21 protein-coding genes are annotated in these 26,713 nt (G+C 67.4%); 8 read left to right on the top strand and 13 right to left on the bottom strand.

The window, feature by feature from the left end:
* Positions 1-22 precede the first annotated feature (22 nt).
* From ACTXG9_RS18820 to hflK, 3 genes are all read right to left on the bottom strand, one after another.
* Positions 23-208: a DUF2065 domain-containing protein gene (locus ACTXG9_RS18820; protein WP_457654813.1), complete on the bottom strand. Its 186-nt coding sequence runs from the start codon at positions 206-208 to the stop codon at positions 23-25.
* A 67-nt stretch (positions 209-275) separates the two neighbouring features.
* Positions 276-1,139 carry a protease modulator HflC gene (hflC, locus tag ACTXG9_RS18815; protein WP_019660037.1) on the bottom strand — a complete coding sequence of 288 codons (864 nt, stop codon included), beginning with the start codon at positions 1,137-1,139 and terminating at the stop codon, positions 276-278.
* A complete protein-coding gene (hflK, locus tag ACTXG9_RS18810; protein WP_005410642.1) occupies positions 1,136-2,269 on the bottom strand; it encodes an FtsH protease activity modulator HflK in 1,134 nt (377 codons plus the stop codon). The genes hflC and hflK overlap by 4 nt, the downstream gene beginning before the upstream one ends.
* Before the next feature lie 153 nt (positions 2,270-2,422).
* Here hflK and ACTXG9_RS18805 point away from each other — a divergent pair, with 153 nt between their 5' ends.
* Complete coding sequence (locus ACTXG9_RS18805; RefSeq protein WP_180832161.1) at positions 2,423-3,418, top strand: YhdH/YhfP family quinone oxidoreductase; 996 nt, start codon at positions 2,423-2,425, stop codon at positions 3,416-3,418.
* Between the two features lie 88 nt (positions 3,419-3,506).
* On the top strand, positions 3,507-3,878 hold the full coding sequence (gene pilH / locus ACTXG9_RS18800; RefSeq protein ID WP_005410644.1) for a twitching motility response regulator PilH: 372 nt from the start codon (positions 3,507-3,509) through the stop codon (positions 3,876-3,878).
* 88 nt (positions 3,879-3,966) lie between these two features.
* Here the strand turns inward: pilH and ACTXG9_RS18795 are convergent, their stop codons facing one another.
* Complete coding sequence (locus ACTXG9_RS18795) at positions 3,967-4,860, bottom strand: DnaJ C-terminal domain-containing protein (protein WP_021204418.1); 894 nt, start codon at positions 4,858-4,860, stop codon at positions 3,967-3,969.
* A 260-nt stretch (positions 4,861-5,120) separates the two neighbouring features.
* Here ACTXG9_RS18795 and ACTXG9_RS18790 point away from each other — a divergent pair, with 260 nt between their 5' ends.
* Both ACTXG9_RS18790 and ACTXG9_RS18785 read left to right on the top strand, forming a co-directional pair.
* Positions 5,121-5,603: a redoxin family protein gene (locus ACTXG9_RS18790; RefSeq protein ID WP_456115761.1), complete on the top strand. Its 483-nt coding sequence runs from the start codon at positions 5,121-5,123 to the stop codon at positions 5,601-5,603.
* 29 nt (positions 5,604-5,632) lie between these two features.
* Complete coding sequence (locus ACTXG9_RS18785; RefSeq protein ID WP_019660039.1) at positions 5,633-6,208, top strand: ferritin-like domain-containing protein; 576 nt, start codon at positions 5,633-5,635, stop codon at positions 6,206-6,208.
* A gap of 153 nt (positions 6,209-6,361) precedes the next feature.
* On the opposite strand, the gene pbpC is transcribed toward ACTXG9_RS18785, so the two are convergent.
* The 7 genes from pbpC to prpB form a co-directional block, all read right to left on the bottom strand.
* Entirely contained in the window at positions 6,362-8,743 is a 2,382-nt protein-coding gene (pbpC, locus tag ACTXG9_RS18780) for a penicillin-binding protein 1C (RefSeq protein WP_456115760.1), read from the bottom strand.
* A 49-nt stretch (positions 8,744-8,792) separates the two neighbouring features.
* Complete coding sequence (locus tag ACTXG9_RS18775) at positions 8,793-13,700, bottom strand: alpha-2-macroglobulin family protein (protein ID WP_111102335.1); 4,908 nt, start codon at positions 13,698-13,700, stop codon at positions 8,793-8,795.
* A 163-nt stretch (positions 13,701-13,863) separates the two neighbouring features.
* Positions 13,864-15,324, bottom strand: coding sequence for a bifunctional 2-methylcitrate dehydratase/aconitate hydratase (locus ACTXG9_RS18770; RefSeq protein ID WP_111102334.1), 1,461 nt, complete (start codon positions 15,322-15,324; stop codon positions 13,864-13,866).
* Positions 15,325-15,448: 124 nt separating this feature from the next.
* Positions 15,449-16,627, bottom strand: coding sequence for a 2-methylaconitate cis-trans isomerase PrpF (gene prpF, locus ACTXG9_RS18765; protein ID WP_111098802.1), 1,179 nt, complete (start codon positions 16,625-16,627; stop codon positions 15,449-15,451).
* A gap of 51 nt (positions 16,628-16,678) precedes the next feature.
* Positions 16,679-19,297: a Fe/S-dependent 2-methylisocitrate dehydratase AcnD gene (gene acnD, locus ACTXG9_RS18760; RefSeq protein WP_456115845.1), complete on the bottom strand. Its 2,619-nt coding sequence runs from the start codon at positions 19,295-19,297 to the stop codon at positions 16,679-16,681.
* A 97-nt stretch (positions 19,298-19,394) separates the two neighbouring features.
* Complete coding sequence (gene prpC, locus ACTXG9_RS18755; protein ID WP_065199938.1) at positions 19,395-20,552, bottom strand: bifunctional 2-methylcitrate synthase/citrate synthase; 1,158 nt, start codon at positions 20,550-20,552, stop codon at positions 19,395-19,397.
* A 35-nt stretch (positions 20,553-20,587) separates the two neighbouring features.
* Positions 20,588-21,481, bottom strand: a complete 894-nt coding sequence (prpB, locus tag ACTXG9_RS18750) for a methylisocitrate lyase (protein WP_188250375.1) — start codon at positions 21,479-21,481, stop codon at positions 20,588-20,590.
* 154 nt (positions 21,482-21,635) lie between these two features.
* Between prpB and prpR the strand changes: the two genes are divergently transcribed.
* Positions 21,636-23,219, top strand: a complete 1,584-nt coding sequence (prpR, locus tag ACTXG9_RS18745; protein WP_456115846.1) for a propionate catabolism operon regulatory protein PrpR — start codon at positions 21,636-21,638, stop codon at positions 23,217-23,219.
* Between the two features lie 83 nt (positions 23,220-23,302).
* Here the strand turns inward: prpR and pdxH are convergent, their stop codons facing one another.
* The gene (pdxH, locus tag ACTXG9_RS18740; RefSeq protein WP_019660049.1) at positions 23,303-23,902 is read right to left on the bottom strand and encodes a pyridoxamine 5'-phosphate oxidase; all 600 of its coding nucleotides are present in this window, start codon (positions 23,900-23,902) and stop codon (positions 23,303-23,305) included.
* A 40-nt stretch (positions 23,903-23,942) separates the two neighbouring features.
* On the opposite strand from pdxH, the gene ACTXG9_RS18735 reads away from it, so the two are divergent.
* Positions 23,943-24,770, top strand: coding sequence for a D-glycerate 3-kinase (locus ACTXG9_RS18735; RefSeq protein ID WP_021204427.1), 828 nt, complete (start codon positions 23,943-23,945; stop codon positions 24,768-24,770).
* Between the two features lie 6 nt (positions 24,771-24,776).
* On the opposite strand, the gene ACTXG9_RS18730 is transcribed toward ACTXG9_RS18735, so the two are convergent.
* On the bottom strand, positions 24,777-24,980 hold the full coding sequence (locus tag ACTXG9_RS18730; protein ID WP_005410663.1) for a dodecin family protein: 204 nt from the start codon (positions 24,978-24,980) through the stop codon (positions 24,777-24,779).
* Positions 24,981-25,078: 98 nt separating this feature from the next.
* On the opposite strand from ACTXG9_RS18730, the gene ACTXG9_RS18725 reads away from it, so the two are divergent.
* Both ACTXG9_RS18725 and aroB read left to right on the top strand, forming a co-directional pair.
* Positions 25,079-25,621, top strand: coding sequence for a shikimate kinase (locus ACTXG9_RS18725; protein ID WP_111102331.1), 543 nt, complete (start codon positions 25,079-25,081; stop codon positions 25,619-25,621).
* Positions 25,618-26,713 (top strand): 3-dehydroquinate synthase (gene aroB, locus ACTXG9_RS18720; protein WP_457654812.1); only part of this gene is annotated, 1,096 nt, incomplete at its 3' end. The genes ACTXG9_RS18725 and aroB, both read left to right, overlap by 4 nt.

Below are 26,713 nucleotides of genomic sequence, written 5' to 3'. Positions count from 1 at the left end.
GCCAGCGGCCGGCACTACCCTCTCAATGCCGCGCCCACCACCGCAGGCTCAGGCCGGCCAGCAGCACCAGCCCACCGAAGCTGCGCAGGGCCGGGCTGGGCAGGTCCAGCAGGCGTTCGGCCATGCGCTTCCAGGCGAACGGGGCGACGAACAGGAACAGGCCTTCCAGCACCGCGACCAGGCAGACGGCGGCAAACAGATCTTTCATCGGGAACTCCGGAAAAAGCACGGGGCCCGGCGTCTGGCCGGGCCCCGTGGGGTACTGCCCTGCGACCTCAGCGGTCGTTCTTCAGGTACTGCAGGAACGGGTCGTTCTTGTCGAGCACGATCACGCCATTGCCGTCGGTCATGGAGCCACGGTAGGCCTCCAGGCTGCGGTAGAACGCATAGAACGACGGATCGGCCGAGCCGGCCTTGCCATAGATGCGGGCCGCCTCGGCATCGCCTTCACCGCGCAGGCGCTGCGCATCACGCTCGGCCTCGGCGATCAGCACGGTGCTGTCGCGGTCGGCCTGGGCACGGATGGTCAGCGACTGCTCCTCGCCCTCCGCACGCAGCTTGGCCGCTTCCTGCTTGCGCTGGGCGCGCATGCGCTCGTACACGTCGTTGATCACCTGGCTGTCGGTCGGCAGGTCCACCTGCTTGATGCGCAGGTCGATCATCTGCATGCCCAGGCCAGCCACCGCTTCGTTGATGCCCTTCAGCTGCTCGGCGATCAGCTCGCTGCGGTCGCCGGACACCAGCTGCTGCAGGGTGCGCGAGTTGATCTGGTTGCGCAGCGAGTCGGTGATGATCGGCGCCAGGCGGGCGTTGGCCACACGCGGGTCGCCGCCGGTGGCACGGAAGTAGTCACCCACGTTGGAGATGTAGCCGATGGCGAAGAAGTCGACGCTGACGTCCTTCTGCTCGGCGGTGAAGTAGCGCGCCGGCGCAGTGTCGAGCACCTGGAAGCGGCGGTCGAAGACCTTCACCGTTTCCACCACCGGCACCTTGAAGTGCAGGCCCGGCTTGATGTCCGAACGCACCACCTTGCCCAGGTTCAGCACCATGGCGGTCTGGTCCTCACGGACCACGTACACCGAGCCGAGCAGGCCCAGCACCACCGCCACGATCACGGCGATCCAGATAGGACTTTTCATCGGCTGCCCTCCTCACGGCCGCTCGGTCGCCCGGTCGGGCGGCCCACCGGCCGGCCCGGATCACGGGAAGCTTCCGCCGCTGCACCCGGCAGCGACGGCATCACCACGTCCGGGTTGGCCACTGCGGCCGGAGCCGACGTGCTGGGACGGGTATCGCCGGTCATCGGCACGTAGATCAGCTGGCGGCCATCGCCACCGATCACCTTGCGGTTCTCGCTCAGCACCTGCTGCACGGTCTCCAGCCACAGGCGCTTGCGGGTCACTTCCGGAGCGTCCTTGTACTGGGCCTGCAACAGGCTGAAGCGCTGCGCGTCACCCTCGGCCTTGGACACCACGGCCTGCTTGTAGCCTTCGGCAGTGGTACGGGCGCGCGAGGCTTGGCCCCGGGCTTCCGGCACGACCTTGGCGGCATAGGCCTGGGCCTCGTTGATCAGGCGTTCCTTGACCTGCTGGGCACCGTTGACCTCGTCGAAGGCCGGCTTCACTTCCTCCGGCGGACGGGCGTCCTGCAGGGTCAGGCCGGTCACGGTCAGGCCGGTCTTGAACGCCTTCAGCAGCGCCTGCAGGCGCTCCTCGGCGGCGACGGCCAGCGGACCACGGTTGTTCAGCACGGCGTTGAGGTCGGCGCGGCCAACTTCCTCGCGCACGGCGCTCTGCGCCGACTGCTCCAGCACCTGGTTGGCATCCACGGTGCCGAACAGGTATTGCTGCGGGTCGTCGATGCGGTACTGGACGTTCAGCGAGACGTTGACGATGTTCTCGTCGCGGGTCAGCACCGGCACCTGGATCGAGAACGTCTTGATCTCGGTGGCATTGACCTTGGTGACCGATTCGATCGGCCAGGGCAGCTTGAAGTTCGGGCCGGGCTGCAGAATGCGCGAGAACTGGCCGAAGCGCAGCACCACACCGCGCTGCTGTTCGCCGATCAGCTGGAAGCTGGAGAACAGCACCAGCAGCACCACGGCTGCCACCACCCAACGCACGATGCCGCCGTCGAACAGGTCCTTCAGCGGCCCGGGCAAACCGCCCCAGCCACCACCATTGCCACCGCCGCGTGACCCGAACGGCCCGCGTCGATTGTCCTCGGGGCCTTGTCCGCCCTTGTTGCCGCCGGGTGTATTCCAGGCCATGCACGCTCCATCAAGATTTGGGCTGCGGCGCGGGCCCTTCCCGCACCGCCAGCCGTGAAACCATCACCGATCATACAAGATGGGGCGGATCGGCAGGATCGAAAGGGGGGCAACGGGGTAAGGTGGCGTTTTCCTCGAAGTCAGGCAACGCCGATGGCCCCCACCACCCCGTTCACCGCCTTCCGCATCGAAAACGACGACGCCGGCTATCGCAGCGGCCTGGTCCGGCTCGGGGTCGACGACCTCAACCCCGGCCAGGTGCTGATCCGCGCCCACTGGTCCTCGGTCAACTACAAGGACGCGCTGGCCGGTACTGGAAAAGGGAAGATCCTGCGCCGCTTCCCGCTGGTGGGCGGCATCGATGTGGCCGGCACCGTGGTCGCCAGCACGGACCCGGACTGGCGTGAAGGCGACGCGGTGCTGGCCACCGGCTGCGGCCTCAGCGAGACCCGCGACGGCGGCTACAGCCAGTACGTGCGGCTGGAATCGCGCGCGGTGATCGCCCAGCCGGCCGGGCTGACCCCACGCGAGGCGATGGTGCTGGGCACCGCCGGCTTCACTGCGGCGCTGGCCCTGCTGCGCATGCAGGACAACCGGCAGACCCCGGAACTCGGCCCGCTGGCGGTCACTGGTGCCAGCGGCGGTGTCGGTGCGCTGGCGCTGTCCATCTTCAGCCGTGCCGGCTACAGCGTGCACGCGGTCAGCGGCAAGCCGGACCAGGCAGGATTCCTGCGCAGCATCGGCGCCACCGAGGTACTGCCGCGCGACGCGCTGGCCGACACCGGCGCGCTGCAGTCGGCCCGCTTCGGGGGTGGCCTCGATAATGCCGGAGGCGACATGCTGGCCAGCCTGCTGGCGCAGACCGTGCCCTACGGCAGCGTCGTCAGTGCCGGCCTGGCAGCCAGTCCGACGCTGGGCATGACGGTGATGCCGTTCATCCTGCGCGGTGTCTCGCTGCTGGGCGTGTCCTCGGCCAATGCGCCACGCGGACTGCGTGAGGAAGTGTGGTCGCGGCTGGGTAGTGACTGGAAGCCGCAGCACCTGGACCGCATCTGCACCGCCGAAGTCGGCCTCGATGGCCTTCCTGCCGTATTCGAACGGATGCTGGCGGGCGGTTCGCTGGGTCGCACCGTGGTACGGATCGACTGAACGTCGCAGGCAGGCGACGGACGGCAGACGTGGCCCTCCCGCCGGTAATGGGCCCGCACTACACTGCGGGCATTACATGGGGAACAACATGGCACGCATTCTGATCGTCGACGACTCACCGTCGCAGCTGTTGGGGATACAGCGCATCGTCGAGAAGCTCGGGCACCAGATCCTGACCGCCACCGATGGCGCCGCCGGGGTCGAAACCGCCAAGGCCGAGCTGCCCGACCTGGTCCTGATGGACGTGGTGATGCCCAACCTCAACGGCTTCCAGGCCACCCGTACCCTCGCCCGCGACGAGGCGACCCGGCATATCCCGGTGATCCTGGTGACCACCAAGGACCAGGACACCGACCGCATGTGGGGCATGCGCCAGGGCGCCAAGGCCTACATCACCAAGCCGTTCTCGGAGGACGAGCTGTCCGAGGTGCTGGAGCGCGTGTTCGCGGGCCAGGGCTGAGACGCGCGCGGTGTTGCCGGCCGCTGGCCGGCAACCACGCATCACCGTCCAGGGCAATGAAGTTGCCGGCCAGCGGCCGGCACCACCTTCAAATGGTCTCGCCGAACGCCTTGGCCAGATTGCGGTACGCCTTCTTCTGAGCCTCATCGGTCGCAGCCGGGGCCACGATCTCGATTTCGACGATCTGGTCGCCGTCCGGGCTGCCCGGCAGGCCACGGCCACGCAGGCGCAGCTTGCGGCCGGCATCGGAATCGGCCGGAATCTTGAGTTCCACCGCACCACCCAGGGTCGGCACGCTGATGCTGGTGCCCAGCGCGGCCTGCCACGGCGTGAGCGGCAGCGTATAGAGGATGTTGCGACCATCGACCTCGAACTGCGGGTGGGCGGCGTATTCCACCTCCAGCAGCAGATTGCCGCCATGGTTGCCCTGCCCTGCCAGGCGGATCACCTGGCCCGGGCGGATGCCCTTGGGCACGCGCACGTCCAGCTGCTTGCCGTTGACGGTGATGCGCAGGCTGTCGCCGCTGTAGGCCGCTTCCAGTGGCACCGACAGCTTGGCGCGGGTATCGCGGTTGGGCGCATGGCCCTGGCTGCTGAAGCCCGGACCGCCCCCCGCGCCCGCTCCACCGCGCTGGCGCGCGAACAGGCTTTCGAAGAAGTCGCTGAAGCCGCCGTTGGGGCCGCCGCCACCGAACACTTCCTCGAAATTGAAACCACCGGCGCCGCCGTAGTTCGGCGGCACGTTGAACTCCTCGCCCGGGCGATAGCCCTGCGCGCGCAGCTGGTCGTAGGCCGCGCGCTTTTCCGGATCACGCAGCGCCTCGTAGGCCTCGTTGACCGCCTTGAACTTGTCTTCGGCCCCGGCCTCCTTGCTGACGTCCGGGTGGTACTTGCGTGCCAGCCGGCGGTAGGCGGTCTTGATCTCCGCCTCGCCCGCGCTCGGTTCCACCCCCAGGGTGGCGTAGTAATCCTTGAATTCCATCCAGCTACCTCGATTCGCTTCGGCCGCGCCGGTGGCGCCGCCCCGGGTTCATTCTACGCGCCTGCGAGGCTACGCCGCCCCTCGTGCGGCCCCGGTGAGGCCGACTGATCCTGCGCAATGCGGCTGCCATCCCCGTGCGCCACGCTGTGGCTGGAAGCCCCTGCCACAAAGCCGGAAGATGGGGCCTGCACACCGGGTTTCCAATGTCTTGACGCCCCTCTCCCATCCGGCCCACTAGCCTGCCCCAGCAAGGAGTTCCCATGACCATCCATGTCGGCGACCGCATTCCGGAAGTGACCCTCAAGCGCATCCGCGAGGGCATTGAAACGCTTGATACGCATTCGTTGTTCGATGCGCGCAAGGTGGTGCTGTTCGCCGTGCCCGGCGCGTTCACCCCGACGTGCTCGGCACGTCACCTTCCCGGCTACGTCGATAGGTTCGAGGCCTTCCGCCAGCGCGGCATCGACGTCTACTGCATGGCCGTCAACGACCCGTTCGTGATGAAGGCTTGGGCCGCCGACCAGAGCGTGCCCGACGGCCTTCTGATGCTGTCCGACGGCAATGCCGAGCTGACCCGCGCCTTGGGTCTGGAGCTTGATGCGAGCGCGTCGGGCATGGGAATCCGCTCGCGTCGTTTTGCCCTGTACGTCGACGACGGCGTAGTTCGAGAGGCCTGGGTTGAACAGCCCGGCCAGTTCGAAGTGTCTTCGGCCGAGTACGTGCTGGAGCATCTCCCCACCTGATTCCCCACCGCAGAAGGAAACGGCCAGCCATGTCCACGCAGCCAGCCAAAGCCAGCAAGCCCGCCGCGGAAATTGCCGGCATCAGCGACCGCAAGACCCTGCGCGAACGCGCCCGGCGCAACATCGAAGATGGTGCGATCACCGACAGCTACAGCGCTGACCGCGAGGTGGTGATCAAGCTGCTCAACGACGCACTGGCCACCGAGTACGTCTGCGTTCTGCGCTACTACCGGCACTACTTCATGGCCAAGGGCATGCTGGCCGACGCGGTGAAAGCCGAGTTCCTCGAGCATGCACAGCAGGAGCAGGCGCATGCCGGCAAGCTGGCCGAGCGCATCGTCCAGCTGGGCGGCGAGCCGGATCTTAACCCGGATACGCTGACCGCGCGTTCGCACGCCGAATACAAGGAAGGCAGCGACCTGCGCGACATGGTGCGCGAGAACCTGGTGGCCGAGCGCATCGCCATCGACAGCTATCGCGAGATGATCAACTTCATCGGTGACCGCGATACCACCACCAAGCGCATCCTTGAAGAGATCCTGGCGCAGGAAGAAGAGCACGCCGACGAGTTCGCCGACCTGCTGGATGGGTGGATCGGGGAGTAGTCGCTACGCCACGCGATCGCTGCCATCTATGGCGTTGTAGAGCCGAGCCCATGCTCGGCTGACCGCTACACGCACGTCGCAGGAGCAGCCGAGCATGGGCTCGGCTCTACAGCAGCGTGACAACATGCGGGAAGTGCCATCCAAGGTCGGCATCTAGCGCAGGACGTTGAACCGCACCTGCGTCCAGGCGCCGTCGGCTGCCAACGCGGTCAGGGTGTGCGTGCCGGGTTCGGCGAACTCTCGCTGCATCAGCTGCGCGCCGTGGGTCTGTGCAATCCAGCGTCCATCCAGCAGCCACTCCACCGCCTGCTCGCTGCCCAGCGCGCGCAGCTGCAGGCGTACGCCATGTTCCGAATTCGGCGCGCGCGCCAGCGTGGCGCCATCGTTGAGCCCATCGATGTGCAGCGCAACGCTGGCCTCGCGGCCATCATCACGGCAGTCCGGCGACAGCGCCGGGAGCTGCGAGGCTTCGCGCGTGGCCTTGGACAGCCATGGCGACAGCAACGCTGGCCAGCGCGCGATCTCGCGCGCGACTTCTTCGTGCGGCAAGCGGCAATCGGCCGACACGCGCAGCCCGGTACGCGCGTCGGCAAGGTAGCGCTGCCGACCTGGTTGCCAGCGCCGTGCCTCGCGTTCGGGGAAGGTCGGCGGTGCGGCGCCATCAAGCAGGTAAGCCGGCATCCTGCGCTGGCAGAGTGCCGTGGGCAGCCCCTCGGCACGTTCGCCGGTGGGCCAGCAGACATCTTCCTGGCTGACACTGGCCGGCATCGGCGCAGCGGCCGAGTCACCGCGCTGGCGCGGCAGGCTGTCCACCACCTCGAACATCAACGGCAGCGCGGTCACCGCGCCGTACTGGCCCGGTAGCGGTGTGCCGTCCGGCCGGCCCACCCACACGCCCACGGTGTAGTGGCGGGTGCTGCCGATCGCCCACGCATCGCGGTACCCGTAGCTGGTGCCGGTCTTCCACGCCACGCGCGGGCGGCCACCGACATCGAACGTCCCGACGCTGTACCCCGGCCGCGGATTCGATTCCAGCATCTCGCGCACGATCCAGCTGGCGCCGGGCGAAGCGAGGCGCCGCTCTATCATCGGCTCGTCATCGGTGTAGCGCACGCGCCCGGCGATGCCGTTGCGGTTGAGCGCGGCGAACGCGCCGACCAGGTCTTCCAACCGCGCGCCGGTGCCGCCCAGGATCAGCGACAGATTGGGCGTACTGCCTGGCGGGAAGCGCAGCTGGATGCCCGCGTGCGACAGACGTGCAGCGAAGCGCGCGGCGCCGACCCGCTGCAGCAGGTCCACCGAGGGCACGTTCAGTGACAACCGCAAAGCGCTGGACGCGCCGATCGGCCCGTTGAAGGCCATGTCGAAGTTGCCGGGGCGGTAGCTGCCGAAACTCTGCGGCGCATCGACCAGCAGGCTTTCCGAATGGATCAGGCCATCATCCAGCGCCATCGCATACAGGAACGGCTTGAGCGTGGAGCCCGGCGAGCGCCAGGCCTGCACCATGTCCACGTGGCCGAGCCGCTGGCGGTCGCCGAAGGACAGGGTGCCCACATAGGCACGTGCCTGCAGGGTCTGGTTGTCGACCACCAGCAGGGCGGCCGAGGTGCGTTCTGGCAGCGTCGAGAAGTAGCTGGCCACGCGCTCTTCCAGCGTGCGCTGCAGGCCGATATCAATGCTGCTCTGGATGCGCGCTTTGCCCGGCTGCGCTGAATGCAGTCGCTGCGCCAGCAGTGCCGCATGCAGCGGCGGCCGCAGCGAGCGCGCCACCACGTTCTCGATGCGCGCGTCATCCACTTCCTCCGGCGTCCACGCACCCAGTTCGGCCATGCGTGACAGCACCTTGTCGCGCGCCTTCTGCGCCGCTTCCGGATGGCGGTCCGGGCGCAGCCGGCTTGGCGCCTGCGGCAGCACCGCCAGCAACGCGGCCTCGGCATGCGACAGCTGCGCCGCCGGCTTGCCCAGGTAGGCCCAGCTGGCCGCTTCCACGCCCTCGATGGTGCCGCCGTAAGGCGCGCGCTCCAGATACAGGGCCAGGATCTGCTGCTTGCTCAGATGCACTTCCAGCTGCACCGCGCGCAGCATCTGCTTGAGTTTGCCCCAAGGCGTGCGCGAGTGCGGGTCGAGGATGCGCGCCACCTGCATGGTCAGGGTCGAACCGCCGGACACGATGCGGCCGCCGCGCAGCAGCTGGCCGCTGGCACGCAGCATCGCCACCGGGTTGATCCCCGGATGGCGCCAGAACCAGCGGTCTTCGTAGGTCAGCAACGCCTGCAGGTACAGCGGCGAGACGCTGTCGATCGAGGCAGGATAACGCCACACGCCCTCGGCATCGGCGAACGCACGCAGTGGCGTGCCGTCGGCGGCCACCACCAGAGTGCTGGTTTCGCGCTGCTTCGGCAGCGGGGGCGGGAAGGCGAAATCCAGCACCAGCAGCAGCGCCAGCGTGGCGGCCATGCCCCAGCGCAGCCACGGCCACAGAGGCTGCAGCCGGCGGCGCAGGGCTGCCAGCCGGGTCGTCATCCTGTTCTTCATTGCAGGTTGCCAGCAGGACGGGCCGCGCCGTCGCGGCCCGTCCGCGCGGTCACGGCTGTACCACCGTGATCGTGGTCGGGTTGCTGCGGCCAACGCCGCGCAGCTGCGGCCGGTACATGTCCTCCACCAGCGGTGGCGGCACCGAGTAGGTACCCGGGGTCACCGCGCGCACCAGGTAGAACACGTTGGCCTTGCTGCCACGCGAGAGCTTCAGCGCAGCCACGTAGCGGTCGTCGCGGAACTCCTCGTGCTTGGTATCGGCCGCTTCACCGCGGTCGCTGATGGTGATGCCATCGACCACCACATCGGCCCACTGCTTGGCGTCGCCCAGGTTGAAGTTCTCGATCTCCAGGCCCGCCGGCAGCAGGTCGGTCAGCAGCGCATCGGGCATCGTGGTGTCGGCGGTGACGGTGACGCGCACGATCAGTGCTTCGCCTTCCTTCAGAGGTCGCGGCGACCACGGTTTGCCATCGGTACCGAAGTAGCTCCGTTCAATACCCAGCACGCTGTTGTCCGGCGCCGGTGCGCTGCGCGGGATGCCGGCCACGTCGATGCTGGCGAACATCGGCGGCTGCCCCTGCGGAGTGAAGCGCACACCGCTGGCCAGCTCACTGGCGCTGAAGTTGCGGCCGAACAACTTGCGCTCGCCGATGGCTTCGGTGTTGCCACCGATCACCAGCTCTCCGGCCACCAGCGCCTTCTGGTTGGCGGCGAGCGCCTTGCCAAGACGTGCAATCGCCACCTGTTCCTGCGTGCTCAGCCACATCCAGCCGGCATTGCGACGGGCATCCAGGCCACGGCCGAGATCGACCGCACGTGCGTCCCAGGCGGGCTTGGCCAGCTTGTTCTCGTGGGTCAGCGCGATCATCAGCGCGTCATCGCGGATCGCACTGCCGTAGTCGCCGAAGTACGACGGGCGCTCGCTGCTGGACTTGGCGAAGGCCGCCGCCAGCGCGGCCTGGCCACGCTTGGCATCGCCCTGCAGCGACAACGCCACGCCCAGATGGACCAGCGACAGGCCGCCCACCGCCTTGCTGCGCTCGTTGTCGTACAGCGTGCGCAGGGTACCGAGCGGTGCACGGTTGACCCGGGCCAGCACGTAGCCCGAATAGGCCTGGTTGGCGAACTTCAGCTTCTCGCGGTCGTCCTGGCCGTAGAACTGGTTGCCGCCGGACAGCAGATCCTCGCTAAGCCGGTTGAGCGCCTTCTGCAGCACGTTGTCGGGCACCGCGAAACCGGCATCCTTGGCGTCGAGCAGGAACTCGGCGATGTACGGGGTCAGCCACGGGTTCACGTAGCCGTCGTCACCCCACATCGAGAAGTTGCCGTTGGCCACCTGCATCGACGCCAGGCGACCGAACGCACCTTCCATGCGCTCGCGACGGGTCTTGGCATCCAGGCCGTCGGCACCGAGCATCGACGACGTCGCCTGGTCCAGGATCAGCGCCGCGTAGCCCTTGCTGGTGGTCTGCTCGGCACAGCCATATGGATAATTCAGCGCGCCCTGCAGTGCACTGGCGAACGGAATCGGCGGCAGCGGGCTGACCAGCAGGCGGGCATTGACCGACTCCGACATCAGGCCATCGGTCAGGCTGTTGTCGAGGCTGACCGCCGCCAGCGGATCGAGCGTACGCACCTGCGAACGCAGCACCTGCGGCCACGCCGCACGCACCGGCAGGTCGTAACGGCGATCGGCCTTGAAGCCGTTGCCGTCCACCCGCACCCGCACCTTGGCCACGCTGTGGCCCTCACGCGCGGACAGCGGGAAACTCAGCGTGGTCTTGGCATCGGCATTCAACTGCACGCTGCGGCTGCCCTCACCCAAGTTCAACGGGCCCTCGCTTTCCACCTTCACGTTGAACTGCCCCGGCTTGCCTGTGAAGTTCTGCACGTCCAGGGTCACGGTGCTGCGGTCGCCCGGGGCCAGGACGCGCGGCATGCTGGCTTCGGCCAGGATCGGCGCGCGTACTATGGTTTCCACGTCGCGCTTGCCGTACTGGTCATCGCTGTAGACCAGCGCCGACACCCGCAGGGTGCCGTTGAAATCCGGCACCTTCAGGCGGATGCGGGCATTGCCCTTGGCATCGAGCTGCACCGGGCCGGAGAACAGGTCCACGGTCTGCACGCGCGCGGTCGGGCGCTTGGCCTGCGGCAATGCCTGCAGTGCCATGTCGCCACCGAACTTCAGCTTGCCGCTGCCACCATCGAAGCTCTCGATCACCCGGCTGTAGATGTCATAGGCATCGATGCCGAGGCGACGCTGGGCGAAGAAGTGCGCGCCGGCGTCGGGCACCGGGAAACGGGTGATGTTGAGGATGCCCACGTCCACCGCCGAGACGGTGACGTGCGCCATCTTGCCGGCCAACTGTGGTGCGCTGACCGTCACCGGCAGGTCCTGCTCCGGGCGCATCTGCTTGGGCGCGGCCAGGCCGACGGCCACGGTGCGGCCCTTGCGGTCCATCGGCACATGCACCACACCCACGGCACGGGCCGGAGTGATCTTGCTCGGCGCACTGCCGCCACGGAACACCAGCGCGGTGATGTAGACGTCGTGGCGTTCCCAGTCAGCGGTGACCGGAATCTTGAAGGTCGAACCCGGCTTGGCCTCGATGTCCTGCACGTACAGCATGCGGTCGGTCTCGACCATCAGGATGCCCTTGCCGGCATGCGGCGGGGTCACCGTCACTTCCAGGGTGTCGCCGGCCTTGTAGCCGGTCTTGTCCAGGCCCAGCTTGACCTTGTCCGGGCGCGCGTCCAGGCCGCGGTTGTCATCGCCCCAGCTCCAGCCGGCGCGGAACGGGTAGCGGCTGGTCAGGCCGGTGGACGGATCGAACACGTCCACGCGGTACTCGCCCCACTCCACCGGGAAATCGAAGGCGACCGCGCTGCCGCCGGCATCGACGGTGCGCGTTTCCTTGTTCTCGAAACGGCGGGTGAAGTCGTAGTCCCAGCGGTTGTCGTTGAAGGTCCAGTGGTAGTCGCGCAGCTCGCGCACCAGGGTGATCTTCAGGCCCTTGGCTGGCTGCGGTGTGCCGGCGGCATCCACGCGCATCAGTTCGAAGCGTGCGTTGCCGTTGGAATCAGCACCATCGTCGGGGTTGAACAGCGGCCGCACGCCGACCAGCGCGTTGGCCGGCCACATCACCCGCTTCAGGGTCCGGGTGACCGTGCGGCCACCGGTTTCATACAGGCTGCCGGACAGCACCACGGCGATCGGTGCCTTGGCCTTGGCCGCCTCTTCCGGCAACGCCACATCCTCACGCAGCTGGCCATTGGCCGGCAGCGCGGTATCGATCACGTCCTTGGCCTCGCGCGGCAGCTGCAGGGTCGGGTCACCGAAGAAATAGCCCGGCAGGCCGTCCACCGGCTTCTGTTCGGCGGCCACCGCCATGCGTGCGGTGAAGCGGTTGCCATCGGCCGGTGCGCCATACAGGTAGGCACCATTGGCCTGCAGGCGCAGGTCCTCACCCGGCTTCAGCGTCTTCTGCGCACTGTCCAGGTCCAGCTTCATGCGTTCGGGCAGGAACTCCTCGATGCGCAGGGTCATGCCCTGGATCGCTTCCTTGCTGGCCGGGTCGGTGCGGAACTCGACCTGCCAGCGCCCGGTCGGCGCCTCGGCGGGGATCACCTGCTCGAAATTGATGTAGCCCTGGTCGCCTGGCTGCAGGCGGGTCTCGCGGAACGTCTTGCCGTCGGGCTGCTTCAGGCGCAGGAACACCGGTTGCGCCTTGACCGGCTTGCCATCGTTGTCACGCAGCAGCGCGGACAGGCGCACGGTCTCGCCCGGGCGGTACAGGTCGCGGCCGGACCAGGCATAGACATCGAACCATGCGTTGTCGCGGCCGGCCACGGCGAATTCGCTCAGGTCCAGCGCTGGCTGGTTGAACGGCAGGAAGCTGGTGTCCTTGCCGCTGCTGGCGACCAGCACGTGGGTGGCATCCAGGGTGTAGTTCAGCAGCGCATTGCCGTTGCCGTCGGTGCTGCCCTTCAGCACCACCTCGCCCTTGGCGTCGAGCACGCGCAGGTCGATGCCCTTCAGCGGCGCGCCGTCCTTGAGACCGGCGGTATGCACGAACAGCTTGTCCTTGTAGGCGCGGGTGTGCAGGCCGATGTCACTGACCGAGAAGAACGCGGTATCGAATTCGCCCTCATAGTCGCCGGTGCGCTTGAGCAGTGCGAAGTACAGGCCCGGCTCCTGCAGTTCCTTGATGTCCTGGGTCGGCAGGTAGGTCAGCACCCGCTCGTTCTGCTTGCCGCCAAGGATGAAGCGGTTGACGTAGACCGGCTCGGCCAGCTTGTTGATCGGGCTGCGCTCGTAGTCGCTGCTGAGCTCCCAGCTGCCACGGCGGCCACCGCGCTGGTACTGGCTGAAGAAGGTCGGCAGGTCCTTCTCGCGCACGCGCAGAAACTCGACGTCCACTTCCGGCACGTTCACCGAGACCACCGGCAGGCCACGGCTGTCCTTGGCCGGCAGCACGCTGCCCTGCGAGGCGAACCCAACCACCGGCTTCAGCTCGCCGCTGAACACCTTCTGCTTCAGTTCCTTGCCCAGCCGGCTGCCATCGGCGGCCAGCAGGTCCGGCGAGACCACCAGGCTGAATTCCTTGCCGGCCTCGACGAACGGGTAGCGCAGGGTCAGGCCGTCATCGGACAGCGTCCAGCTGCTGTCGTCGGTGCCGACCTTCTCCTCGAAGCGCACCAGCGTGTCGAAATCCTGGGTGCCGACCAGCGGGCGCGAGAACTCCAGCGCCAGCGACAGGCCGTCATTCTTCTGGTCCGGGTAGGCGCGCAGAAGGGTGAATTCCTTCACCTGCTCGGCCTTGGTGGTGATCGCCTCGCCACTGGCCTTGGGCAACTGCCCGCTGTCGTTGCGGCAGCCGGCCAGGCCCAGCAACAGGCCTCCTGCCAGTACCGCCGCCGCCCATCCCCACCGCTTCCGCCGTGCCGGACCGCTCATGTCGTCACTCCTTGATCGAGGTGGCCATTATAGGCAGGCCGCGTCAAGGTGTTGACGCGATTTCGGCAATTGCCGCGGGTGCGGGTGGTGCCGGCCGCTGGCCGGCAACCGGCATGGCAGGTTGGATGGGATTGCCGGCCAGCGGCCGGCACTACCGATCAAACTACCCCGGCAGGTACAGGTCCACGTAGTCGGTCACCGGCATCGCGGCCAGCGCCACCGGGTCCAGTGAAGCGGCCCAGATGCGCTGCTGCTGGACTGTCGGGAAGCGGTGGGCCAGGTGCCGGCGGAACTTGTCCATCAGCAGCGGAATGCCTTCCTCGCGACGGCGCGCGTGGCCCAGCGGGTACTCCACCAGCACCTCCGGCAGCGCGGTGCCATCGGTGAAGCGCACGCTCAGGCCGTTGGCGATGCTGCGCTTGCCCGGGTCCAGGTAATCGGCGCTGAGCTGCGGATCCTCATGACAGGCCATCTTCGCGCGCAGTGCGTCGATGCGCGGGTCGGCGGCAACGTCGTCCTCGTAATCCTCGGCCGTCAACCGCCCGTGCAGCAGCGCGATGGCGACCATGTACTGCACGCAGTGGTCGCGGTCGGCCGGGTTATGCAGTGGGCCCTGCTTGTCGATGATGCGGATGCAGGCTTCCTGGGTCCTGATCGCAATATGCGCGATGTCCTCGACCCGACGCCCCATCGCACGCAACTGCTGGTGCAGCGTGATCGCCGCCTCCACCGCGGTCTGGCCATGGAACTCGGCCGGGTAGCTGATCTTGAACAGCACGTTCTCCATCACGTAGCTGCCCAGCGGTCGCGCCAGCGTCAGCGCCTCGCCATGCATCGATACCGCTTCAAAACCCCAGGTCGGCGCGCTCAACACACTGGGATAGCCCATCTCGCCATTGGCCGCCATGAGCGCCAGGCGCACGCCACGGCTGGTCGCATCGCCGGCCGCCCAGCTCTTGCGCGAGCCGGTGTTGGGAGCGTGCCGGTAGGTGCGCAGCGCTTGGCCATCGACCCAGGCCAGCGACAGCGCATTGAGCATGCGCTCGCGGTCCAGCCCGAGCAACTGCGCGACCACGGCCGTGGTGGCCACCTTGACCAGCACCACGTGGTCCAGCCCGACCCGGTTGAAGGAGTTCTGCAGCGCCAGCACGCCCTGGATCTCGTGCGCCTTGATCATCGCCAGCAGCACGTCGTGCACGGTCGGCGGCGGGCGGCGCAGGGCCTGCGCGTTGCGCCCCAGCCAGTCGCAAACAGCCAGGATGCCGCCGAGATTGTCGGAAGGATGGCCCCACTCGGCAGCCAGCCAGGTGTCGTTGAAATCCAGCCAGCGCACCATTGCGCCGAGGTTGAAGGCGGCCTGCACCGGGTCCAGCACGTAGTGCGTACCCGGCACGCGCGCGCCGTTGACCACGCTGATGCCCGGCACCAGTGGACCGAGCAGCTTGCTGCAGGCCGGGAAGGACAGCGCTTCCAGGCCGCAGCCCAGCGTATCAAGCAGGCAGTGATGCGCGGTCTGGAACGCCAGCGGTGAGTCGATGCGTACGTCGCGCACGTAATCGACGATGTCCACCAGAAGCGCATCCCACGCTGCACGCTCGTTGGATGGGGTGTGGCTGTCGGACATCGTCGATCTCCTCGTTGCGGTGCACGGTTGCCCGTGCACCATGCCAACCAAGGTTGGCATCTACCAAAGCAATCGATCTCTGCGGCCCGGTAGTCGCCAACCTTGGTTGGCGTTTACCAACGCATCACTCGGCCGGCACCCGCACTTTGCCTTCCATCAGCACGCGGGCGCTGCGGCTCATGATGGCCTTGGTCACTGTCCACTGGCCGTCAACGAGACCTGCCTGCGCACCCACGCGCAACGTGCCCGAGGGATGACCGAACGTAACCGCTTCGCGTTCGCCGCCACCGGCGGCGCGATTGACCAGCGTGCCCGGAATCGCCGCGGCGGTACCGATCGCTACGGCGGCGGTACCCATCATCGCGTGATGCAGCTTGCCCATCGACAACGCGCGCGCATGCAGGTCGATGGCCGACGCCGGAATCGCCTTGCCACTGGACGACACGTAGTCCTGAGCCGGTGCAACGAACGCCACCTTCGGCGTGTGCTGGCGGGTCGCGGCGTCTTCCAGTTTCGGGATCAGGCCCATGCGCAGCGCGCCGTAAGCACGAATGGCCTCGAATTTCTGCAGCGCCGCCTTGTCTTCGTTGATTGCAGGCTGCAGCTCGGTGCCGGTGTAGCCCAGGTCGGCCGCATTGAGGAAGATGGTCGGAATCCCGGCCGTGATCATGGTCACCTCGAAGCTGCCCACGCCGGGCACATCCAAGGTGTCCACCAGATTGCCGGTCGGGAACATCGCGCCCGCATCGCCATCATCGGACGGATCGATGAATTCCAGCTGGATCTCGGCCGCCGGGAAGGTCACGCCATCCAGCTCGAAATCACCGGTCTCCTGCACTTCGCCATCGCGCATCGGCACGTGCGCGATGATGGTCTTGCCGATGTTGGCCTGCCAGATGCGCACGGTGCACAGGCCATCGCGCGGCACGCGGGCGGGATCGATCAGGCCATTGGCAATCGCGAACGGGCCGACCGCAGTGCTGAGGTTACCGCAGTTGCCGCTCCAGTCGACGAAGGCGGTATCGATCGAGACCTGGCCGTACAGGTAGTCCACATCGTGGTCCGGCACAGAAGCGGTGGAGATGATCACGCATTTGCTGGTGCTGGACGTTGCACCGCCCATGCCATCGGTCTGCTTGCCATACGGATCGGGCGAGCCGATCACGCGCATCAGCAGCGCATCGCGTGCGGCACCTGGCACCTGCGCGGCTTCGGGCAGGTCGTGCAGGCGGAAGAACACGCCCTTGCTGGTGCCGCCACGCATGTAGGTGGCGGGAATACGGAGTTGCGGGAGGAAGGTCATGGATGTGTTCCTTGCAAAGAAAGACGGCCCGTTGCCGGGCCGTCGGATGTCTTACGCCACCTTGGCGCCTTCCAGGAAATCCTGGGCAAAGCGCTGCAGCACGCCACCCGCCTCGTAGATCGCCACTTCCTCGTCGCTGTCCAGGCGGCAGGTCACTGGCACGATCACGTCCTGGCCGTCGCGGCGGTGGATGACCAGCGTCAGGTCGGCGCGCGGGGTGCGCTCGCCGATCACGTCGAAGGTCTCGGTGCCGTCGATGCCCAGGGTCAGGCGGGTGGTGCCCGGCTTGAACTCCAGCGGCAGCACACCCATGCCGATCAGGTTGGTGCGGTGGATGCGTTCAAAGCCTTCGGCCACGATCGCTTCCACACCTGCCAGGCGCACGCCCTTGGCGGCCCAGTCACGCGAGCTGCCCTGGCCGTAGTCGGCACCGGCGATGATGATCAGCGGCTGCTTGCGCTCCATGTAGGTCTCGATCGCTTCCCACATGCGCATCACCTTGCCTTCCGGCTCCACGCGCGCCAGCGAACCCTGCTTCACGCTGCCATCGTCGTTGCGCACCATTTCGTTGAACAGCTTCGGGTTGGCGAAGGTGGCGCGCTGTGCGGTCAGGTGGTCACCGCGGTGGGTAGCGTAGGAATTGAAGTCCTCTTCCGGCAGGCCCATCTTCGCCAGGTATTCGCCGGCGGCACTGGACGCCAGGATCGCGTTGGACGGCGACAGGTGATCGGTGGTGATGTTGTCCGGCAGCACCGCCAGCGCCCGCATGCCTGCCAGTGTGCGCTCACCGGCCAGTGCACCCTCCCAGTAGGGCGGGCGGCGGATGTAGGTGCTCTGCGGGCGCCAGTCGTACAGCGGGCTGACTGCGGCACCGTTCTCCACGCGCACGTTGAACATCGGGTTGTAGACCCTGCGGAACTGCTCGGGCTTCACCGAGGCCTTCACCACCGCGTCGATCTCGGCATCGCTCGGCCAGATATCCTTCAGGCGCACCTCGTTGCCATCGGCGTCCACGCCCAGCACGTCCTTCTCGATATCAAAGCGAACGGTGCCGGCGATGGCATAGGCGATCACCAGCGGCGGCGAGGCCAGGAAGGCCTGCTTGGCGTACGGGTGGATGCGGCCATCGAAATTGCGGTTGCCCGACAGCACGGCCGTGGCGTACAGGTCACGGTCGATGATTTCCTGCTGGATCTTCGGGTCCAGCGCACCGCTCATGCCGTTGCAGGTCGTGCAGGCGAAGGCGACGATGCCGAAACCGAGCTGCTCCAGGTCAGGCAGCAGGCCGGACTCTTCCAGGTACAGCTGCACCGCCTTCGAGCCGGGCGCCAACGAGGACTTCACCCACGGCTTGCGCAGCAGGCCACGTTCGTTGGCCTTGCGCGCCAACAGTGCTGCGGCGATCACGTTGCGCGGGTTGGAGGTGTTGGTGCAGCTGGTGATGGCGGCGATGATCACCGCGCCATCGGGCATCAGGCCCTGTGCCTGCTCGGCCTTGCCCGCTGCCAGCTTGGCCTCGTCGGCGATGCCGCGCTCGGCCAGCTCGGCGGTCGCCACGCGCTTGTGCGGGTTGGACGGGCCGGCCATGTTGCGTACTACGCTGGACAGGTCGAAGCGCAGCACGCGCTCGTACTGCGCGGTGGCCAGGTCGTCAGCCCACAGGCCAGTGGTGCGGGCGTAGTTCTCCACCAGCGCCACCTGCGATTCCTCGCGGCCGGTCAGGCGCAGGTAATCGATGGTCTGCCCGTCGATGTAGAACATCGCGGCGGTCGCGCCGTATTCGGGGCACATGTTGGAGATGGTGGCGCGGTCACCGATGGTCAGTGCCGCCGCCCCCTCGCCGAAGAATTCAAGGTACGCGCCGACCACGCGCTCCCTGCGCAGGAATTCGGTCAGCGCCAGCACAACGTCGGTGGCGGTGATGCCCGGCTGCGGCCTGCCGGTCAGCTCGACGCCGATGATGTCCGGCAGCCGCATCCACGAGGCACGACCGAGCATCACGTTCTCCGCTTCCAGGCCGCCCACACCAATGGCGATCACACCCAGCGCATCCACGTGCGGGGTGTGGCTGTCGGTGCCCACGCAGGTGTCGGGGAAGGCCACGCCGTCCTGCACGTAGATCACCGGCGACATCTTCTCCAGGTTGATCTGGTGCATGATGCCGTTGCCCGGCGGAATCACGTCCACGTTCTGGAACGCCAGCTTGGTCCAGTCGATGAAGTGGAACCGGTCTTCGTTGCGGCGGTCCTCGATGGCGCGGTTCTTTTCGAACGCCTGCGGATCGTAACCACCGCACTCCACCGCCAGCGAGTGGTCGACGATCAACTGCACCGGCACCACCGGGTTGACCTTGGCCGGGTCGCCGCCCTTGTCGGCGATCGCATCACGCAGGCCGGCCAGGTCGACCAGCGCGGTCTGGCCAAGGATGTCATGGCAGACCACGCGCGCCGGGAACCACGGGAAGTCGAGGTCGCGGCGGCGCTCGATCAACTGCTTCAGCGAATCGCTGAGCCGGGCCGGTTCACAGCGGCGCACCAGGTTCTCGGCCAGCACGCGCGAGGTGTACGGCAGGGTGGCGTAGGCGCCGGGCTGGATCGCATCGACGGCGGCGCGCGCGTCGAAGTAATCCAGCGCGCTGCCGGGGAGGTTTTTGCGGTAATCGGTATTCATGGGCTGGCGGAATGCTTGGGGCGGGCCGGGTGCCGGCGGTGCGGCGGCGAAAGCACCCGGCCGGCATGTGGCCGGCCGGATGGATACAGCAGGTGGATCAGACGCGCTTGTCGATGGCGACGAAGTCGCGGTCTTCCGGCCCGATGTAGTTGGCGCTCGGGCGGATGATCTTGCCGTCGATGCGCTGCTCGATGATGTGCGCGCTCCAGCCGGCGGTGCGGGCGATCACGAACAGCGGGGTGAACATCGCGGTCGGCACGCCCATCATGTGGTAGCTGACGGCGCTGAACCAGTCCAGGTTCGGGAACATCTTCTTGATGTCCCACATCACCGACTCCAGGCGCTCGGCGATGTCGTACATCTTCATGCTCGACTGCTCTTCGGACAGCTCGCGGGCCACGTCCTTGATCACCTTGTTGCGCGGATCGGACACGGTGTACACCGGGTGGCCGAAACCGATCACCACTTCCTTGCGCTCGACGCGGGCCTTGATGTCTTCCTCGGCCTCATCCGGGTTGTCGTAGCGCTTCTGCACTTCGAACGCCACTTCGTTGGCGCCGCCATGCTTCGGCCCACGCAGCGCACCGATGCCACCGCAGATCGCGCTGTACATGTCGCTGCCGGTACCGGCGATGACGCGGCAGGTGAAGGTCGAGGCGTTGAACTCATGTTCGGCGTACAGGATCAGCGAGGTGTGCATCGCCTTCACCCACGACTCCTGCGGCTTCTCGCCGTGCAGCAGGTGCAGGAAGTGGCCGCCGATCGAATCGTCATCGGTTTCCACGTCGATGGCGCGGCCGTTGTGGCTCCAGTGGTACCAGTACAGCAGCATCGAACCCAGGCAGGCCATCAGCTTGTCGGCGATGTCACGCGCGCCCGGATGGTTGTGGTCATCCTTCTCCGGCGCCACGCAGCCGAGCACGGACACGCCGGTGCGCATCACGTCCATCGGGTGCGCCGACGGCGGCAGTTCTTCCAGCGCGGCCTTGACTGCGGCCGGAATGCCACGCAGCGACTTCAGCTTGGCCTTGTACGAAACCAGCTCGGCGCGGGTCGGCAGCTTGCCGTGCACCAGCAGGTAGGCGATTTCCTCGAACTCGCTGGTGTTGGCCAGGTCCAGGATGTCGTAGCCACGGTAGTGCAGGTCGTTGCCGCTGCGGCCCACGCTGCACAGCGCGGTGTTGCCGGCAGCGGTGCCGGACAGGGCGACGGACTTCTTCGGCTTGAAGGTCGGGTTTGCGGTCGTATCGTTCATGTTTCCCTCCGAAACTTGATGGTGCAGGGTACTGCTTATTTCTTGGCGGCGAACAGCGCATCGAGCTGCTGCTCGAAAGCGTGATAGCCGATGCGGTCGTAGAGTTCCTCGCGGGTCTGCATGGTTTCCACCACGTTGCGCTGGTGGCCGTCGCGACGCACCGCCTGGTAGACGTTCTCGGCCGCCTTGTTGGCGGCGCGGAACGCGGACAGCGGGAACAGCTGGATGGCGACGCCGGCCGAGGCCAGCTCATCGCGGCTGAACAGCGGGGTGGCACCGAACTCGGTGATGTTGGCCAGCACCGGCACCTTCACCGCGTCGACGAAGCGGCGGTAGGTATCCAGGTCGTAGGCGGCCTCGGCGAAGATGCCATCGGCACCGGCCTCGACACAGGCAATGGCGCGCTCGATGGCCTTGTCCACGCCGTCCACCTGGATGGCGTCGGTACGCGCGATCAGGAAGAACTCCGGATCGGTCTTGGCATCGGCGGCGGCCTTCACGCGGTCGACCATTTCGCCCTGCGAGACGATCTCCTTGCCCGGACGGTGACCGCAGCGCTTGGCGCCGACCTGGTCCTCGATGTGGCAGGCGGCCGCGCCGGCCTTGATCAGCGACTTCACGGTGCGCGCGATGTTGAACGCGCTCGGGCCGAAGCCGGTGTCGATGTCGACCATCAGCGGCAGGTCACAGACATCGGTGATGCGGCGCACGTCCACCAGCACGTCTTCCAGGGTGTTGATGCCCAGGTCCGGCAGGCCCAGCGAGCCCGCGGCGACACCGCCACCGGACAGGTAGATGGCACGGAAATCGGCGCGCTTGGCCAGCAGGGCATGGTTGGCGTTGATCGCGCCGATCACCTGCAGCGGCGATTCGGCAGCCAGCGCCTCACGGAAGCGGGCACCGGCGGAAAAAGGGGCGGAAGCAGTCATGCGGCAATCCAGGTTGGAGAACGGGATAGGGAAGCGCAAGCACCATGCCAAGCTGCAAGCCGTTGATTTCACTGGGATGACCGGCGCGCATCAATGAAACATATGAAACACTGAAACAGATGTATCATGAAACATCCGCCCTCCCGATGCCGTCATGTACCTGCCCCGCTCGCCCTTGCGCCACGCCGATGCCGACCCCGGCCGTCCGGTGATCTGGACGGTCAGCGTCTCGCGCCTGACCGGCCTGCTCGGCGATGTCATTCCCGAATTCGACCGCCGCGCGCGCATCGAGCAAATCAACCTCGGCTTCGAGGAAGCGGTGGAGGTGATCGGCCGGCGCCTGCGCCGCGAACACTGCGATGTGGTCATCGCCGGCGGCTCCAATGCGGCCTGGCTGCGTGGCCGGCTGGAATTGCCGCTGGTTCCGATCCAGGCCAACGGCTTCGACCTGATGGAAGCGCTGGCGCGTGCGCGGCGGATCGCCAGCCGCATCGGCCTGGTCACCCACGCCAGCGACGTGCCGGTGTTCAGCAACTTCCAGCAGAGTTTCGGCCTGGACATCGAACACCGTCGCTTCGTCACCCGCGAGGACGCGCGCGATTGCATTGCCGACCTGCGTGCCAACGGTATCGAAGTGATCGTCGGCACCGGCATGGCCATCGACCACGCCGAACAGGCCGGCCTGCCGGGGGTACTGCTCTATTCGGCCGACTCGGTGCGGCAGGCGTTCGAACATGCACTGGAGCTGACCCAGGCCTTGGCCCGCTCCGGTGGCAACCACGCCGCCCCGCGCCGACGCCCTGCAGCGCGTGCAGACGCGCCTGAACTGCTCGGCGACAGCGAAGCCATGGCACAGGTGCGCGCGCAGATCGCGCTGTATGCCCCACATGACAGCACCGTACTGGTCACCGGCGAAACCGGCACCGGCAAGGAACTGGTGGCGCGGCAGCTGCACGCCGCCAGCGGCCGTCGCGGGCGCTTCGTCGCGCTGAACTGCGGCGCCATCAGCGAATCGCTGCTGGAAGCCGAACTGTTCGGCTACAGCGATGGCGCCTTCACTGGCGCGCGTCGCGGCGGCCGCGTGGGCCTGGTCGAAGCGGCCGACGGTGGCACCCTGTTCCTGGATGAGATCGGTGAATTGCCATTGCCGCTGCAGACCCGCCTGCTGCGCGTACTGGAAGAACGCGAAGTGCTGCGCGTGGGCGCCACCGAACCGACGCCGGTCGATCTGCGCGTGGTCGCCGCCACCCTGCAATCGCTGGAGCAGCGCGCAGCGACCGGCAGCTTCCGCCGCGACCTGTACTACCGGCTGGCGGCGCTGCGCATCACCCTGCCGCCGCTGCGTGCAAGGCGCAGCGACATCCCGCTGCTGGCGCAGCACTTCTTCCGCCAGTTGCGAGGGATCGACGCGCCATTGGATGAGGATGCACTGGCGGTGCTGAGCGCAGCCCAGTGGCCCGGAAACGTGCGCGAACTGCGCAATCTGGTGGATCGACTACGCATCCACTGGCAACCCGGTGAAGGGCTGATTGATGCCGCGCGACTGCTGCAGCTGGCGCCTGAGCTGGTTAAGGAAGGCGTCGCGGCACTGCCAGTGGAAAGCAACGGCAAGCGACCGCCGCGTGCGCAGCTGGAGGCGCTGCTGCAGGAACACCGCAATGACCGCGAAGGCATGGCACAGGCGCTGGGCGTCTCACGCACCACGCTGTGGCGGTGGCTGCGTGCGGAAGGTTTGTAGAGCCGAGCCCATGCTCGGCTGCTTCTGCAGGGACAACAGCCGAGCATGGGCTCGGCTCTACAGCAGCCCGGCACCGCCCTGACTTACGGATACAGCAGGCGCTTGCTCCAGCGCCCTTCGGCGCCGGCTTCATAGCACCAGCGTTCGTGCAGGCGGAACTGCGCGCCGTACCAGAACTCGATGCGGTCAGGCACCACGCGCAGGCCGCTCCAGCCGTCGGGGCGCGGCACGTCCTTGCCTTCGAAGCGCGCTTCGACCTCGGCCACGCGCGCATCGAATTCCTCGCGCGTTGCCAGCGTCTTCGACTGCTGCGAGGCCCACGCGCCGATCTGGCTCATGCGCGGGCGGCTGGCGAAATAGGCGTCGGCCTCAGCATCGGCGACCTGCTCGACACGGCCCTCGATGCGTACCTGGATGCCGGCCTCGCGCAGGCTGCGCCACAGGAACAACAGCGCGGCCTGCGGATTGGCCTGCAGCTCACGGCCCTTGTGGCTGTCCAGGTGGGTATAGAAGACGAAGCCGCGCTCGTCGAAGGCCTTCAGCAGCACGGTGCGCGCCGAGGGACGGCCCTGCGTATCGGCGGTCGCCACCGTCATCGCGTTCGGCTCGACCTCGCGGCTCTGCCTGGCCTCTTCGAACAGGGCGGCAAACGTGGACAGGGCTTCTGCGTACAGGTCGCTCATGATTGCGTTCTTCTCACACGGATTGGGCTATTGTGGCTGCATGGCCGCTGCTGCGTATATGCCCCAGGTGAAAGGATTCCCCGAAACATTGGCCGAACAGGTGCTGGACGATGCACTGGGCAGCGGCGCAGCAGTTCCAGTATTGGCGATCAGCGGCCTGCAGGGGAGCGGCAAATCGACGCTGGCCGCGCAGGTGGTGGCCCGCGCCCAGTCGCGCGGCCTGAACGCAGCCACGCTGTCCATCGATGATGTCTACCTCACCCGCGCACAGCGCCAACGGCTGGCCCGCCAGGTGCATCCGCTGCTGATCACGCGCGGCCCGCCGGGCACCCACGACCTGACGCTGGCCCACGCGGTGCTCGACGCCGTAACCGCACGCCAGCCTTTGGCGATGCCCCGCTTCGACAAGCTGGCCGACGAACGCGTGCACGAAGCGCAATGGCCGCGTATCGAGCAGCCCCTCGACCTGCTGGTGTTCGAAGGCTGGTTCCTGGGCACGCCGGCGCAGGATGACGCCGCGCTGGACAGCCCGTTGAACGCACTGGAGCGCGAAGCCGACGCCGATGGTCGCTGGCGGCGCTGGTGCAACCAGGTGCTGGCCCGCGACTACCCGGCGCTGTGGCAGCGCTGCGACCGCCTGTGGTTCCTGCAGCCGCCGGATTTCTCGGTGGTACCGCGCTGGCGCTGGCAGCAGGAGCAGAACCTGCAGGCCGCGCAGCCGGGCCGGCACGGCATGAGCCGGCCACAGCTGGAGCGCTTCGTGCAGTACTACGAGCGGGTCAGCCGCCAGGCGCTGCATGCCCTGCCCGCCCTGGCCGACCACGTGGTGGTGCTGGACGGCCAGCGACAGGTGCAGGACGTGCGCTGAGCGCGCCTATTCCACCAGGAAGGTCACCCGCAGGTTGACCCGCCATTCGGTGATTTCGCCGCTGCCATTGGTCACCACCTTGGTCTCGTTCACCCAGGCGCCCTGGATGCCCTTGACCGTCTCGGAGACCTTCTTCAGACCGCTGCGCACGGCGTCCTCCACGCTCTTCGGCGAGGAGGCGGTGATTTCGATGACCTTGGCGACCGTCATGGCCTGTACTCCGGTTGGCGCGGGAAACCCCGCAGGAACGCCTACCCTGACGTGAAGGACGTAAAGGCCGGGGCACGGAGGTGTTAGCATCAGAGGGCATGAATCCTGCTCCGAACCTGATCCTGATCGGCCCGATGGGCGCCGGCAAAACCTGCATCGGCCGCCGCCTGGCCGAGCGCTTCACGCTGGACTTCGTCGATGTCGACCAGGCCATCGTCGACGCCGCCGGCGCCAGCATCCCGACCATTTTCGAGCACGCCGGCGAAGCCGGCTTCCGCCACCATGAACGCCAGGCCCTGGCCCGTGTGCTGGAAGGCCGCGGCCAACTGGTCTCCACCGGCGGCGGAGCGGTGCTGGATCCGGACAACCGCGCATTGATTGCCCGGCGCGGCTTCGTGGTCTACCTGCGGGTCGGCGTGGCCGCGCAGCTGGAACGCCTGGCCCGCGACAAGGGCCGGCCGCTGCTGCAGCGCCCGGACCGCGAGCAGGTGCTGCATGATCTGGCCGCACAGCGCGACCCGCTGTACCGAGAACTGGCCGACCTCACGCTCGATACCGACCCGTATACCGCTGCCGACGCGACTGCCCAACTGGTAGTCAAGCTGGCCACGCAATGGCAGCGCCAGGACATGACCACATGACTTCCCCCGCCCTGCTGCAGGTCGCCGTTGGCGGCGATCGCCCCTACTCCATCACCATCGGCGCCGGTGCCCTGGCCGATGGCGCTGCACTGGTTTCACACGTGCGCGGCCGCCATGTGCTGCTGCTCAGCGACAGCGAAGTGGCTCCGCGCTATCTGGCGTCGGCCAAGCAGACGCTGTTGGCCGCACGCCCCGACCTGATCGTCGGCGAGCACGTGCTGGCCGCCGGCGAAGCCTCCAAGACGCTGGCCGAATTCGGCCGTGCGATCGAAGCGCTGGCTGCGCTCGGCGCCACCCGCGATGCCTGCGTGTTCGCGCTGGGCGGCGGCGTGGTCGGTGATCTCGCCGGCTTCGCCGCGGCCTGCTGGATGCGTGGCGTGGACTGCGTGCAGCTGCCCACCACCCTGCTGGCGATGGTCGATTCGTCAGTCGGTGGCAAGACTGCGGTCGACATTCCGGCCGGCAAGAACCTGGTCGGCGCCTTCCATCCGCCACGCGCGGTCATCGCCGATACCCGCGTACTGGCCACCCTGCCGCCGCGCGAGCTGCGTGCGGGCCTGGCCGAAGTGGTGAAGTACGGCGCGCTGGGTGATGCCGTGTTCTTCGAATGGCTGCAGCAGCATGCCGATGCGCTGCTGGCCGGCGAGGATGCTTCTCTGGCCGAAGCCATCGCGCGCAGCTGCCGGCACAAGGCCGCCATCGTCGAGCGCGATCCGTTCGAGAAGGGCGAACGTGCCCTGCTCAACCTCGGCCACACCTTCGGCCATGCCATCGAAACCGAGCAGGGCTACTCCGCGCCCGGCCGCGATGCGCTGAACCATGGCGAGGCAGTAGCGGTGGGCATGGTGCTGGCGGCGAAGCTGTCCACCGAGCTGGGCCTGGCCGACGATGCCGACCGCGTGCGCCTGCAGGCGTTGCTGGAACGCCTGGGCCTGCCGGTGGCAATCCCGGCCGGGCTCGACCCGCAGGCCCTGCTCGGCCGCATGCGCCTGGACAAGAAGAACGTGGCCGGCCGCCTGCGCCTGGTGCTGTGGCGCGGTATGGGGCGTGCCGAAGTGGTGCCGGACGTGGATGAGGCGGCGGTGCTGAAGG

This window comes from Stenotrophomonas maltophilia group sp. LNF247 (assembly GCF_054083135.1).
Note: the sequence above shows the minus strand (reverse complement) of the source record. Positions and strands in the feature narration are given on the sequence as shown.